A 14,749-nucleotide genomic window follows, 5' to 3' on the forward strand; every position below is an offset into this window, starting at 1 on the left:
GCAAATGGTGAAAAGTTCTTGGACTTCAGATGATACAAAAACATTAGATATTTTACTGGATTACCAAAATTCTCGAATAGACGCCAATGAGAAATCATCGCAGGAAGAAATAAGAAAGTTATTATTAAAGACAGAAGATGTCATTGACCTTGCTAATAGCATAATCGCTACTAAAGGGCTTTTGCGAGGAGAAAGAATAATTATTGTTAAAGAAGATGGCAATTCTATAGTCCTAGAAGGCAATCGCAGAACTTGTGCTTGCCAACTATTACTAAGCCCAGAATTAATTCCAAAAGAATTTAGAACAAAATTCCCTATTTGTCATGACGGAGGGATAAAAAAAGAACTAGAGCATTTAAAATCTGATATTGCGCCAGATAGATTGGCAGCGGAAATTACTATTACCAAGAGGCATACTGAACCGGGAGTTTCGCAATGGACTCCCATTGCGAAACAAAGAAGAATTACGCGTCTTGTTGAGGCAAGGAGATCTATTGAAGAGTTAATGTCTGAATTTGGAATGACACGGTCAAACATTTTGAAAACTTTGAAAGATTATCATATTTTTCAATATGCAAAAAATCTTTCCATTTGGAACAAGGTTGAAAAAGATATTTTGAACGATCCAACTCTCTCAATCAATCCTTTCACTCGGTTTTTTGATTTAAAGGGTGTTAAGAAAGCCTTGGAATTGAAACATAAAGAAACTGGCGAATTGGAAATCGAGATAAAAAAAGAACTTTTTGACAAAATCATAGCTTTTATTGCCCGCGAATTTTTAATTCCCGATAAAGGCACAAGTAAGCTTGGTGCAAATACTCGCACAACGCCAGAAGAGTTGTTTCAAAGTATTTCTTCACATGATAAAGATATAAGAGCATTTCTAAAAAAGAAGCTAAAATTGGATAATTTGAAGAATAAGGAAAAAGCTAAATCTGGGGCCGAATCAGCAGAACAAACAGGTACGGCTAGGACTTCAGGTGCAACAGCTTCTACGCAAACATCGGCAAAGTCTGGAAAGTTCTTTGAAAATCTTCCCTGTCCTTTAAAAGATAACCAGCTATTGTTAGTTGTGAATGAAATATCGGATATAAATTATAAGAAATATCGCCTATCAGCAACCTTTCTTGTAAGAGCTTTAGTTGAAAGAATCTTGAATCATTGCATCGACAAATATGCGCTTAAGAAACAATTGCTAAAGGAGTTTTACACTAAGCGCAAGGGGTGTAAAGGCATAGAACCAGGGCTAGAGTTTGTGGTTGATTTTTGTATAAAAAATCATGATCAAATGTTCAATGTAAATACAGTACGAAATATTCTAAGAAAATGGAAAGGGGATAAGGATCTATTAGATATTATCATTCATGGTCGTTGGGCCAATCCTAGCATTACAAACCTTGAACATTTCGCATCTCTCATTCGACCTACGGTTGAACAAATTCTTAGCGGGAATGCTTTGAAATGAAAATCGAGCAAGAAAATAAAGCTCTGAATAATAAAACAATAACAACCAATCTGAGCCCATTAAGGTATCCAGGTTCAAAGCGGAAGATAGCTTTGTATATTAGAGAAATCCTTCAACATAACAAGCTAACTCCCGATCTCCTTGTGGAACCATTTGTCGGTGGCGGTAGCATTTCTCTATTTTTTATTGCCAATAATTTTGTAAAAAAAATTATTATTTCAGATAAAGATAGATTAATTAGCAGTTTTTGGAAGGTAGTTTTTTCTAATCCAGACAGCATCAACCGTTTCATTCAACATGTAAAAATTAATCTTAAAAATTTTGATAAGTATAAAAATATCGCAAAAGATACTGAGAATTATAATGAAACTGAATTAGCAAAAGCATGCATTTTTCTCAACAGAACTAGCTTCTCAGGCGTTTTAGCTAATCCTGCTGGCCCTCTTGGCGGAAGAGAGCAGAGGTCGGACTACAAAATCGATTGCCGCTTTAATAGAAAAACCATCGTAAAGAAAATTAGTTGCATCGCATCTTTTAAGAGCAGGGTTATTGTTCGTAATGGCCACTGGAAAGATATAATAAAGTATGCAGAAGGTTGGCGCAAGGATAATAAGGGGTATAAAAAAACATTCATATACCTAGATCCGCCTTTCTATTTAAAAGGAGAAAGTTTATATAGAAATTATTTTGAAACCAATCAACACGAAGAACTATCTAAAGAATTGGAGAAAATAACCTGCCCATGGATTTTAAGTTATGATAATGTCTTACAAGTTAGAAAACTATATGAGAATTTTAAAAACATCGTTTATATCGACATGCCATATTCAATTAATTCGCATGCTAATAGAATTGAAAAAGAATTGATAATTACTAACTTAAGTTTGCCCAAGGTAAACGAAATGAGCTTTCATAATAAGCAATGAAAAAAATTACAGAATATGAAATCGAGCAGGTCGCCTTAGATATCCTTTCAGAGCTTAAATATAAGGTTATCTACGGGCCGGATATTGCCCCGGATGGGCCGAAGCCAGAGAGACAGAGTTATGCCGATATTGTCCTACTTGTTAGGCTTCGCGAGGCAATAAATCAGTTTAATCCTAATATTCCTGCCGAAGCAAAGGATGAAGCAATAAAGCGGATATTACGGACTGAAAGCCCTGACCTTGTAATAAATAATCATCGCTTTCACAAGATGCTTGTTGATGGTGTTGATGTAGAATATCGCAAAGACGGCCGGATTACCGGCGATAAGGTATGGCTCTTCGACTTTGCAAATCCGAATAATAATGAATTCTTAGCGATTAACCAGTTTACCATTATCGAAAATAATATTAATCGCAGGCCTGATATTATTCTCTTTGTGAATGGTCTGCCGATCGTGGTAATAGAGCTAAAAAATCCGGCTGATGAAAATGCCACTACCTTAACCGCTTTCAAACAATTCCAAACGTATAAACTCCAGATACCCTCTCTTTTTAAGTTTAACGAGATTTTAGTCGCAAGCGATGGTATTGACGCAAAAGCTGGGACGATAACCTCTGACTGGGAGCGATTCTTGCCATGGAAGACGATCGATGGCACCGAGAAGGCATCAAAGGTAATGCCACAGATAGAGGTTTTATTAAAAGGCATGTTTAATAAAAAGGTTTTGCTCGATCTTATCCGGTACTTCGTCGTCTTCGAGCAGGATAAGGATACTAAAGACAATACGGTTAAAATTTCAAAGAAGATTGCGGCTTATCATCAATATCATGCCGTTAATAAAGCCATCGACGCTACTATTAAGGCATCCCGAGCCAGGGGTGATAAGCGTTGCGGTGTAGTTTGGCACACACAGGGTTCGGGCAAAAGCCTTATTATGGCCTTTTATACGGGTAAACTTGTTTTGAGTTTGGACAATCCCACAGTAGTTGTCTTAACCGATAGAAATGACTTAGATGATCAGCTCTTCGGCACATTCTCCCGATGCAATGAATTGTTGCGACAAGCGCCAGCGCAAGCAGAATCTCGTGCAAAACTGCAAGAATATCTTAAAGTTTCATCCGGCGGCATTGTATTTACCACTATTCAAAAATTCTTCCCGGAAGAAAAAGGCGACCAATACCCTCTTCTATCCGAACGTCGTAATATAATTGTCATCGCCGATGAGGCTCACAGAAGCCAGTATGATTTTATTGATGGTTTTGCCAAGCACATGCGCGACGCCCTACCAAATGCTTCATTTATCGGATTTACTGGCACACCCATAGAACGACACGATCGTAACACTATTGCTGTCTTTGGTGATTACATTGATATTTATGATATTGAGCAGGCAGTTAACGATGGCGCTACAGTTCGGATATACTACGAGAGCCGGCTTGCTATGCTTGAGCTAAAGGATGAGGAACGGCCTAAGATTGATCCCGAGTTTGAAGAAGTCACTGAAGGCGAAGAGTTCAAGAAAAAGGAAAAGCTGAAGACCAGATGGGCCCGGCTTGAAGCCATTGTTGGAAGTGAAAAGCGTATTAAGCAGATCGCCAAAGATATAGTGAATCATTTCGAAAGCCGTCTTACGGCTGTCGAGGGTAAAGGTATGATTGTCTGTATGAGCCGGCGAATAGCAATTGATCTTCATAATGAAATTATTAAGCTAAGACCTCAATGGTATAACAAAGATGATGACAAGGGCTTCCTAAAGGTTATTATGACGGGCTCTGCCAGCGACCCTGTCGAGTGGCAAGAACATATCAGAAATAAACAAAGGCGCAGGGATATTGGTGATCGTATGAAAGATCCAAGCGATCCGCTGAAATTAGCAATCGTGCGGGATATGTGGCTTACAGGATTTGATGCACCGTCGCTTCATACAATGTATATAGACAAGCCAATGCGGGGCCACGGTCTTATGCAAGCTATTGCGCGCGTAAATCGTGTATTTAAGGATAAGCCGGGTGGTCTTGTAGTCGATTATTTAGGTATAGCCGATGATTTAAAGCGTGCGCTCGCAGAGTATACAGAAAGCGGCGGTAAAGGCAAGCCAGCGTTTAAGCAAGAAGACGCGGTGGCTTTAATGCTCGAGAAATATGAAGTCGTTTGTGGGATGTTTGATAAATTCAATTATAAAAAATTCTTTCCCGCCCCTGTAAAAGACAAGATGTCTATTATAACACTGGCACAGGAGCACATATTAAAGCAGAAAAATGGCAAGGAGCGATTGATGGCCTATGTGACACAACTCTCGCAGGCCTTCGCGCTTTCGGTACCGCATAAAGAGGCCTTAAAAATAAGGGATGACGTGGGATTCTTTCAAGCAGTCCGGGCCCGGCTGGCAAAGTATGAGACCGGCACAGGCAAAACCGAAGAAGATCTCGACTCGGCAATAAAGCAAATTATCTCAAAGGCTATCATTTCGGACAAAGTAATTGATATATTCGAAGCAGCCGGTCTTAAGAAGCCGGACATTTCTATTCTGTCGGACGAATTTTTGGCCGAAGTTAAAGGGATGCCACATAAGAACCTTGCCTTCGAACTTTTAAAGAAATTACTCAATGATGAAATCAGGACGAGATCTCGCAAAAATCTTATTCAGGGCCGATCATTCGCTGAAATGCTCGAGAAGGCCATTAAGAAGTACCAGAATAAGGCCATAGAAGCAGCCAAAGTCATCGAAGAACTGATTGAGCTTGCCAAAAAGATGCGCGAGGCCGATAAGCGTGGCGAAGATCTCGGGCTGAATGAGGACGAGATTGCGTTTTACGATGCTCTGGAGGTTAATGACAGCGCTGTAAAGGTATTAGGAGACGAGATCTTAAAAACTATTGCCCGGGAGCTCGTTCAGACGGTTCGTAATAATGTTAGTATCGACTGGACCTTAAAGGAAAGCATTCAGGCAAAGCTACGGGTTATGGTAAAAAGGATATTACGCAAGCACGGCTACCCTCCGGATAAGGAAAAGAAAGCCACCGAGACTGTTTTAGAGCAGGCTACCTTATTAGGCAAGGACTGGGCCGAGAAACCAGAAGAATCCGTAGAAAAATCAGATCTATTCTTTAGCGATGTGATCGATAAGGCGACTTTCGAAGAGGATTATTTGCCTATTTATGATTTGCAGGCGGTTGCGACATCGTTCCGAGAGCAAACCACACCAACAATTAAAGGCTGGAAGCCGATAAAGGGCCGTAATATTAATAAAGATATGTTTATCGCTCAGGTTGTCGGTAAATCTATGGAGCCAACGATACAAGATGGCAGCTGGTGTATTTTCCGTTTTGATCGTGGCGGTTCGCGCAATGGTTTGGTAGTGCTTGCCGAATCGCGGTTAGTATCTGATCCGGAAACGAGTCAAAACTTTACCATTAAGCGCTACAAGAGCGAAAAAGAAGATCTCGGCCAGGGCCAGTGGAGACATAAACGTATTACCCTATCGCCGGACAATAAGACTTTTAACGATATTGTGCTTGAAAACGTTGCCGGTGACGATTTTCGGATTGTAGCTGAATTTATAGAGATATTGAAGATTAGGAGTATTTGACCAAGGGTGATTAGATAGGTGCCTTGAAAGATAGTGGGAAACGTATCGAGTAAAATATTTGTAGCCAAAAGGTATATTTTCATGACAATGGTTGCAGTATGTCTTTTCAAAGAAGGTGGCGTATTAATCTCCGATTCTCGGGCAACCAAGGATAATAATGGTAAATACGCATTTAGCGATACTCTTCAAAAAATTCTCTACATTCGCAAAAATATTGCTCTTTCATATGCAGGTGACGTTCAAATTGCCGGAGATGTTGCAAGAGAAGTACGGTTAAAGGTTATCGGAGATGACAATCTTAAAGAGCCGCAAACCCTAGCGGCGAAAATACCGACAATTGCCACCCTATCATATCTCAAATATGTATTTATTAGAGGTAGGCCCTGCGCTGTATATTTACTGCTGGCAGGAGTTGATTCTTCGGGAAAAACATATGCATGGGTTTTTAAGTCACCCGGTTTTAAACCAATAAAGATTGAAAATGGTTTCGATGTAATTGGTTCGGGAGAGGTAGTTGTTCCATATTTGGAAAAAAGTTATAAAAATATAGATAGCTCCCATAACGATCTTAAGTCTAAAGCAGATGCATTAATAGTCGGGCTTGAGAGTGAGCTACAAAAACACGATGTAAACACAGTCGGTGGACTTTTTCAGGTTGTTCTTCTTACCCCCGAAGGAATACGTCCCCTTCGTTATGGGTTCATGGACTTAGATCCACTTAAAAGTGGTGATGCAAAAAGTATGGAATTGATCAAGGGGAAATGGACACAGACAAATGAGGCAACGCGAGAAAAAGTAGAGCTTTTAGAACCATCTAAACTTGTCACCAATGTTTTTAAAGAGACGCAATTTCATGAATATGCGCCACCCAATCAGGATAAAAAAATTCCAAAATGGTATTCATACTATTTTATTACATGTTCAAAAGTCAAAAGGGATATTACTACGACAGAATTTCAGGGTGTATTAACACAAATAGCCAGTTTAAGATATCCGGCCACTATACCCATTATTGCATCCATGGGATTTTGGGGTACTGCCGGTGAGAATCAAATAGAATTGCGAGTGGAAAAAGACGGAAAACAAGAAACGATTTATTCCAAAAAAATCCATACAGAATATTTACCCGAAATAGTTGAATTGGATGCAGAAATAAAGCTTGTTATTAGTTCGCCAGGGCCCGCATTCTTAGAGTTCTTAATTAATAAGCAGGTTCTTGCTAGAAAAGCTCTTTATTTTGGCAATCTCAACGGCATTCCAAAATCCGATGGGGATAAAGAAGAATTTCTCAGAGAGCGTCAATCACAGCTCACAGAGGAACACCGACAACTTTCGGATGCTTTTTTGAATGACAAAAATTCTGTTACTGAATATTTCGTCTTATGTGAGAACTGCATTCATGAGGGAAATGTAATTAAATTTATCAATGAAATGAAAGCGGTTTATTGGAAATCATACCCGCTACCTTTACGGGTATATATTGCTAGTGCAATCAGAATGCCAAAAGGCAAACATAGTATCCGCATAGAGTTAGTGAATGCGGCGACTCGATATAACTCAAACATAACAAACACTACTGTAGAAAACACATCCGATTGCTTAGTTACTCCTATCCATGGCGAAATGGTTGTGAATATACCAGAGCCCGGTATTTATTTTTTCAATCTATACGTTGATGGCAAATTTATTACAAGTGCGCTTCTTCCAGCGGAGCTCTCGAAAGCCAAATATTCTTACAGTCTGACAGATGAGGGAGAAAAAATGGTTGAGTCTGGAGAGTTAATAATTTTGCCAAGACGGTCTATTTTAGAAAGCGAAATAAAGAATAACAAATAAAATCACCCCCCCCAATCAACTTTTCTTATGCGCGCATTTATATACAGCGAACGATGCATAATAATTTAAATGTTTACGGGTCCTTGGAAGGCGGGTCGGGCGCGGCACAAATATTTATTAAAATAGAGACAGCGCCGTTTTTCAAAAATAAATAGTCGCTGGCCCTATTTTCAGTTAATGAAGTCTAACCAATGGGAATAGTGACCGGACGCTATTCGGACACCGGTAATTGCATGTTATATATTCACAAAGTCAGGTTAGTAGTGTATAATATAATTGAGGTGAAAAATGGGCAAGGTATACAAAAATGCTCCATTAGTTGAAGCGGTTTTTGAAATGCGCTTTCCCGCTGATCTAAACATAGAATGCGCCAGATCAAATTTCTATGAGAGCATAAAAAAGGATTTTCCTAACATCTTTGTCCCGAATGCTCAATTCGGACAGGCGCTTGCGCTACAACCATATGAGTTTAAGAGCGCGGATCATAAGAAAGTCATACGTTTTTCAATAAATAGCTTCGCTTTCCATACGAGTGATTACTCAGGCGGGTTTGAGCTATTCGAAGAAGAGTGTCTTAAATACATTAATCTGTTCATAAAATTCTTTAAAATCTCTACATTGAACCGCATGGGTCTTCGTTATATTAACAGAATAGCTATTATGCGCAAAGATGGCTTAATACCAATCGGTGAATACTTAAACTTTGGTTTTGAACTGCCGGACAGCATGTCAAGCGATCCAGAGATATTTCATGCGTTGCTTATTAACAAAGTGGGTGATGGTAAGTTGCGAACTCTTATTCAATATCAAGAAGTACCGCCCAAGAACGAAGTAATACTGTTAGATTTCGATTATTACTACGAGGACAAAATAAAGGCTATAGATTTCCCTAAATATCTTACGCAGGCGCATAAGCATATAAAAGAGGATGTGTTCAAGAAATTGATAAGCGAAAATTATATGAAAGCGTTAGAGGCTAAAGGATGATAAAGACAATATCTGCTACTTTTCACGGCGAAGACTATACGAAATTAGCAAGAAATCTATCTTTCAGGGTAGAAGAAAATGCTGTGCCTGCAGGGGTTAAGTTGGATAGAAATGTCTTTGAAGAGGTGTTGGATTTAATGCGCGTTGAATATCAGAAGCCTGATGACGTGATGCCTGCTAAGCCAGATGCGCTGTCATTGGACTGTATTGTACCCGACGCAGTTTTTACGGTAAATCAGAGCGTTTTTACATATCCTATTTTTTCATTACCACACTGCCAACTAAAGCACCCTATACAGATTGTCATTGAAGCAAAAGAGGACGGTAATGTTATTGTTTGGAGCGATGAGTTCGAGTTGTCGGGCTTGGGCGGAACAAAGGAAGAAGCGCTTGCGGATTTCAGTTCTTTTGTATTCTCTGATCGTAATTCATTAAGAAAGATACCGACGGATAAACTTAGTGATGGCGCGAAAGATTTATTGCGTAGATATGAAGAATATTTAGAATAGCAATGCAGATAAAGAAAAAGATAATTGAACGAGGATTGTTAGGCAAAGGGTTTGCCCAAGATAACACCGATCACGAGATATTAAGGTTAGTGGTAGACGGCAAAACTACTAAAGTAAGAACAAAGCTTTCCTTCGGCTCTAAGTATAAAGATTATGGTGATACGCTATTAGATTGCGTAAAGAAACAGCTTCACTTTGGGACTAAGACGCAACTTGTTAGATTGATAGATTGTACGACAAGGCATGAGGAGTATGTAGCGTATCTCAGAACACTTGGCGTATGTCTCTAAATAAATAATAAAAGCGAATAATAGGCAACCCGAGGGGTTGCTTTTTTATTGTATTCAAAAATAAATAATCGATAGTCCTATTTTTTATTTGACCTACCTGAAATATCGCGATTTTCCCGTTTAAAGCCAATCCCCATTATTGCTACTCCGTAGCAACGACCCCATTGTCAAAATAATTCGTTATTGTAAGATAGGTATAGAAACACATAGGTTGAATTTGTCCATTTTGTGGTAACGACCCTATTGCAAAAGAAACCTGCTGTTGTAGAATTGTGATGAGGCGGGGTTTTTCTTTTTTTATCCCCGACACTTTAACAGGAAAACCGGTATATACGTTGTAGGAGGGGGCATTTGAGCGAAAAAATCTGTATATACGTTTTGAGAAATAATTGCGGAAACCCCGACATTTTAGCAGGAAAACCGGAATATACGTTATAGGCGCGGATGAAGAAAGTGAAAAAAGTGAAAATATTTCCGGCACTTTTGCATAAAACGTCGTATATAGCTAGTAGGAGGCATTGAAATGGTGACCGGGAAGCATTTTGAAGCGGGAAACCTCTATCTGGCTACGTATCTTTTCTTTTGCGGGTTTGCTATGAAGGGGATTGCGGGATCGGGCCGGCTTAAGAGGATCCTGTTTGACGATATCCCTGCCGTGCATAAGGCCTGTGAGGAGTTTTACGCCGATTCAGACGCGCGCAAGTTGTTTGACTGTTACCGGAGGGTAAAGGATTACTTATTTCAGAACGGAGTTTAACGATGGAAGTCGAGAGAAGAGTAGAGAAGAGATGGATCAGCGAGAATATTCCTGCCGAATTAAAGGATCTGCCGATCTGGGTTGGTTTTAAGTTTATTCCGCAGGAAGGTCAAAAGCCCCGCAAAGAGCCGTTCAATGCCGCGACCGGCGGCAAAGCCTGTTCGAATAATCCAAAAACATGGCGGTCATTTGATGAGGTTATCGGAAGGGCCGAATCAATGCATTTTAATGCCATTGGGATTGGGCTTTCTGAGCCGTACGTTGGCGTAGACCTCGACCATTCCGTTGTTGATGGAGATATCCAGCCATGGGCCCAAAAGATCATATCGATCATCGATAGTTATACCGAATTCTCTCCCAGCAAAACAGGTGTTCATATTCTTTGTAAAGGTACGCTTCAAAAGGGACGCAAATTCAGCGCACTTAATATCGAAATGTATCAGAAGACCCGGTTTTTTACGGTTACCGGAGACGTTGTGCCTGAATGCAGGTCAGAGATCATGGATCGAAGCGGGCAGATCACGAAATTATTCGAAGAGTGTGAGCAGAAGGACAATGAGAAGAGGCAATCAAAATCAATCCTCGACCGCATATTGAAAAGCCAAGACGCGGAGAAGTTTCAGAAGCTTTTCTCGGGCCAGTGGCAGGATTTATATCCTTCTCAGTCTGAGGCAGACCTTGCGTTGTGCAACAAGCTGGCCTTTTGGACCGGCAAGGATCCGGCGCTTATGGATTCGCTCTTCCGTAAATCCGGCCTTATGAGGCTCAAGTGGGATGAGAAGCATTTCGGTGACGGCAGGACATACGGCCAGTCGGTAATAGAGAAAGCGATTAGCGGTTGCCGAGATGTTTATAGCGGCTCTCAAGAGATAACCACAAAACATAAACTTACACAGGGCGAGATCATCACCCGTGATTGTGAAGAGAAGATTACGGATTTCTTCAGGGATCAGCATGGCAATACTTTCGTCGTGCTTCCGGTTGAGGGCCACCTTGAGGTATGCCCGACATCAAGCGGTCGCTTTAGGAATTGGAAAGCAACACGTTTTCGTGAGAGGTTCGGTGTCCCGCCAAAAAACGAAGCCATTATTCAGGCGCGGATTCAAGTGGAGGCGCGCTGTGGGTGCGGCAAGCAGGTGGAATTATTTAATCGTATAGGCTGGCATGAAGGCAAAATCTATTATGACCTTACTACTCCTGATTATCGTGGTGTAGCTATTGATGAAAACGGCTGGAATGTCGTCTTCTTACCGCCAATATTCAGGCGTTACCAGCATCAAGCACAGCAGGTCATTCCGGTTAATGACGGAGATCCGAAAGAGATCTTACGCTTTTGTAATGTGGGTCCGGATGATCACTGCCTTTTTATGGTCGCGATCGCGTCTTTCTTCATTCCGAACATCCCACATGTGATCATAAGCCAGACCGGCGAGCAGGGTTCCGGCAAGTCCAACAATTCCCGCAAGATCAAGGGTTTGGGCGACCCATCACGCGTTATGCTCATCTCGACTCCAAAGGACTTGGAGCAGGCGCAGATGACGGCCGAGAAGCACTGGATCAGCACTTTCGACAATATCTCCAAAATTCATGAATGGTTTAGCGACTTCCTGTGTCGTGGCGTTACCGGCGAGGGCGACATGAAGCGCAGTCTTTATACCAATGACGATGAGTTTATCCGGTCATACCGCCGTTGTTTTGTCTTAAACGGCATCGGCGTTTCAATGTGGCGCGGGGATTTGCTCGACCGCGCGGTTATCTTCGATATACCGGTCCTAAAGGATGCCCGGCCGGAGCGAGTCATGGATGACGAATGGCAAAAAGCCTTGCCCGGGATCCTCGGAGGCTTCTTTACAGCTATTTCAAAGGCTATGAGAACAGTTTCGCAAGTTACCGGCCATGAGAAGTTCCGCATGGCCGATTTTGCCCAGTGGGGCGGCGCTCTGGCTCAAGAGCTCGGCTATTCGAGAGACGAATTCTTTAAGAAATATCAGGAATCCGTCAAAGGTAAATGGCAGGACACAGCCGAGGACAGCGTCTTTGCCAAAAAGATAATGGATCTTATGGATAGGCGCAACGGCTATTGGGAGGGTTCAGCGGCAGAGCTTTTGCATGAGATAACGCCGGATAGCGGTGAAGAGAAGGGCATACCCAAAACAGCCAAGTGGCTTTCAACTGAGCTGGTGCGTATCGCTCCGGTCATGCGTAATGTTGGGGTTGATATTGTGAAGAATGAGAAGCGCGAGCCGGGCACCGGCAGGCGTATCTTTATACTTAAAAGAACAGGGCCAAAGAGCTGTGAGGATCGGTGTGAGCAGAGTGTGAGCAGCGGCTTGTTTTGTGAGGATCGCGTGGGGGTAGACAGTGATCGGCCGTTCTGAAAGCGTGAGCTTGCTCACGAACCTCACACTTGCTCACAGCCCTGCTCACAGGGAGAACCTACGGATTATCAATGGGTTAGGCGATTTTGTGAGGTTTGTGAGGCTATTTCTCTAAAGTGTATAAGATAAAAATATTTAATATAAATAGGTGTATTGCTCACACAAAGGACGCAGGTATAAGGAGAGGGATTTTTGCCTCACAATGCTCACAACGAAAGGAGAAGTGGTCATGGATAAGGCATGGAATAAGGCTTGTAAAAGGATGGCGGAGCAGGGTAACCGAGAGGTTAAGGCGCACGGCAGGCGATGGGACAAGAAGCTTAAAAGGTTGGCAAGTAAGTGGAACGCATCGGCTTCGGGGTCCCTCCAGGGGGGTGTCGGCCGAGGGTCAGGCGAGGCGAAGTCTGTGAGTGATGTCAGTTTTTGAAAATGTCGTGTCGTGGTCGCATAGGCTGTTTTTGTGCTCAAGGCCACGACAAAACCGGACATTTGCGATGTCCGAATGTCCTATTGCGTAATAAACTATGACAAAATTATTTTCACCTCAAGAATTGTCCGAAGTTTTAAATATAAGCATCGAGACCGTCTATGCGTGGACGTCTCAGAAGAGGATCCCGTATATCAAAATGGGCAGGCTTGTTCGGTTTAATATGGATGAGGTGAATAAGTGGCTTGAAAGGCAGAGGGTAATGCCATATGAGGGCGAGGGATGAGGGAAAAATGGGACAGTCCCAATCAACGCTTAATAGATGCTTTTGGGACAGTCCCTATTTTTCCTTAACTACTTGCCAACTCGCAGAAAATATGGCTATATACACATACTATGATATATAAACGAGGCAAAACATGGTACATAGGTTACTCCGCTAACGGGCGGTTGATGCGGGAAGCGGTTGGTGAGTCGCGGAAATTCGCCGAGCTTGTTCTTGGCAAGAAACGGGCCGAGGTCAGAGAGGGCCGTTTCCTCGATGTCAAGAAACACGCGAAGATCAAGTTTGAGGATTTCGCTAAGACATTTGTGGAGCTCCATTCAAAGGTTAATAAAAGGCCCAGAGTCGCCAAGAGAGACGAACAACTCATAAAACGCCTGTCCGGGCATTTCGCGGGCAAGTATCTGTACGAGATAACATCCAAGCAGATAGAAGAATATAAAAAAGTCCGTAAAGAGACTAAGCTCAAGGATAAGTTTATTGCCGCGGCGACCGTAAACAGAGAATTGGCATGTCTCAAGTGCATGTTTAATAAAGCGATCGAATGGGGCAAGGCAGATGAGAACCCTGTCCGTAAGGTGAAGTTATTTAAAGAGAATAATAAACGCTTGAGGTTTCTTGAAAGAGAAGAGATACCAAAGTTCTTGGATAGCGCGGCCCCGCATCTAAAGCCGATCCTGATAGTCGCATTATTTACCGGTATGCGTAAGTCGGAGATCCTGACTCTCCAATGGAAGAATATCAACTTTGGGCAGGGCATAATATATTTGCTCCACACTAAGAATGGCGAGCGCAGAGAAGTGCTGATGAACGATATCGTCAAAAAGACACTTATTGCCGTTCCTAAAAATCCCAGCAGCCCATATATATTCTGTCACGAGGACGGTAAGCCCTACCTGAATGTCCGAAAATCTTTTGACGCAGTTTTGAAAAAATGTGATATAATTGACTTCAAATTCCACGATCTGAGGCACACATTCGCCTCGCACCTAGTTATGTTCGGTATAGACATAAAGACAGTGCAGGAGCTGATGGGCCATAAGTCCATTGAGATGACGCTCCGCTATTCGCATCTATCGCCGGATCACAAAAAGAGGGCCGTGGAGATCTTAGGAAATAGAATTAGCACAAATATAGCACAAACGCCTAAAACGGCAAATACAAGCGAGATAGGCGAATCGCCTAACTCGTTGAAAGAATTAGAGTTAGTGCATTAATGCTGGCGTAGCTCAGTTGGTAGAGCAGCGGTTTCGTAAACCGCAGGTCGATGGTTCAACTCCATTCGCCAGCTCCATATATCG

The 14,749-nt window shown here is 42.0% G+C and carries 12 protein-coding genes, 1 tRNA gene and 1 pseudogene; all 14 read left to right on the forward strand.

The window, feature by feature from the left end; genetic code table 11:
* Positions 1-4 precede the first annotated feature (4 nt).
* Positions 5-1,465, forward strand: a complete 1,461-nt coding sequence (locus Q8R38_00590) for a hypothetical protein (GenBank protein ID MDP3790531.1) — start codon at positions 5-7, stop codon at positions 1,463-1,465.
* Positions 1,462-2,391 (forward strand): DNA adenine methylase, encoded by a 930-nt coding sequence (locus Q8R38_00595; protein MDP3790532.1) that lies wholly within the window; start codon positions 1,462-1,464, stop codon positions 2,389-2,391. Before Q8R38_00590 ends, Q8R38_00595 begins: the two co-directional genes overlap by 4 nt.
* Positions 2,388-5,459, forward strand: a pseudogene (locus tag Q8R38_00600) (type I restriction endonuclease subunit R). Before Q8R38_00595 ends, Q8R38_00600 begins: the two are co-directional and overlap by 4 nt.
* 48 nt (positions 5,460-5,507) lie before the next feature.
* Positions 5,508-5,981, forward strand: a complete 474-nt coding sequence (locus Q8R38_00605; GenBank protein MDP3790533.1) for a S24 family peptidase — start codon at positions 5,508-5,510, stop codon at positions 5,979-5,981.
* A gap of 81 nt (positions 5,982-6,062) precedes the next feature.
* A complete protein-coding gene (locus Q8R38_00610) occupies positions 6,063-7,817 on the forward strand; it encodes a hypothetical protein (GenBank protein ID MDP3790534.1) in 1,755 nt (584 codons plus the stop codon).
* Positions 7,818-8,105: 288 nt separating this feature from the next.
* Entirely contained in the window at positions 8,106-8,804 is a 699-nt protein-coding gene (locus Q8R38_00615; protein ID MDP3790535.1) for a TIGR04255 family protein, read from the forward strand.
* A complete protein-coding gene (locus tag Q8R38_00620; protein MDP3790536.1) occupies positions 8,801-9,313 on the forward strand; it encodes a hypothetical protein in 513 nt (170 codons plus the stop codon). The genes Q8R38_00615 and Q8R38_00620 overlap by 4 nt, the downstream gene beginning before the upstream one ends.
* A gap of 2 nt (positions 9,314-9,315) precedes the next feature.
* Positions 9,316-9,603: a hypothetical protein gene (locus tag Q8R38_00625; GenBank protein MDP3790537.1), complete on the forward strand. Its 288-nt coding sequence runs from the start codon at positions 9,316-9,318 to the stop codon at positions 9,601-9,603.
* A 523-nt stretch (positions 9,604-10,126) separates the two neighbouring features.
* The gene (locus tag Q8R38_00630) at positions 10,127-10,360 is read left to right on the forward strand and encodes a hypothetical protein (protein MDP3790538.1); all 234 of its coding nucleotides are present in this window, start codon (positions 10,127-10,129) and stop codon (positions 10,358-10,360) included.
* A gap of 2 nt (positions 10,361-10,362) precedes the next feature.
* Positions 10,363-12,738 carry a hypothetical protein gene (locus Q8R38_00635; protein ID MDP3790539.1) on the forward strand — a complete coding sequence of 792 codons (2,376 nt, stop codon included), beginning with the start codon at positions 10,363-10,365 and terminating at the stop codon, positions 12,736-12,738.
* A 229-nt stretch (positions 12,739-12,967) separates the two neighbouring features.
* Positions 12,968-13,165, forward strand: a complete 198-nt coding sequence (locus tag Q8R38_00640; GenBank protein ID MDP3790540.1) for a hypothetical protein — start codon at positions 12,968-12,970, stop codon at positions 13,163-13,165.
* 97 nt (positions 13,166-13,262) lie between these two features.
* The gene (locus tag Q8R38_00645) at positions 13,263-13,451 is read left to right on the forward strand and encodes a helix-turn-helix domain-containing protein (GenBank protein ID MDP3790541.1); all 189 of its coding nucleotides are present in this window, start codon (positions 13,263-13,265) and stop codon (positions 13,449-13,451) included.
* A gap of 110 nt (positions 13,452-13,561) precedes the next feature.
* Complete coding sequence (locus tag Q8R38_00650) at positions 13,562-14,665, forward strand: site-specific integrase (GenBank protein MDP3790542.1); 1,104 nt, start codon at positions 13,562-13,564, stop codon at positions 14,663-14,665.
* Position 14,666: 1 nt separating this feature from the next.
* Positions 14,667-14,742 (forward strand) — tRNA-Thr (locus Q8R38_00655).
* The last annotated feature ends 7 nt before the right edge of the window (positions 14,743-14,749 follow it).

Source organism: Candidatus Omnitrophota bacterium (assembly GCA_030695905.1).
Lineage (GTDB): Bacteria > Omnitrophota > Gorgyraeia > 2-01-FULL-45-10 > 2-01-FULL-45-10 > CAZHPY01.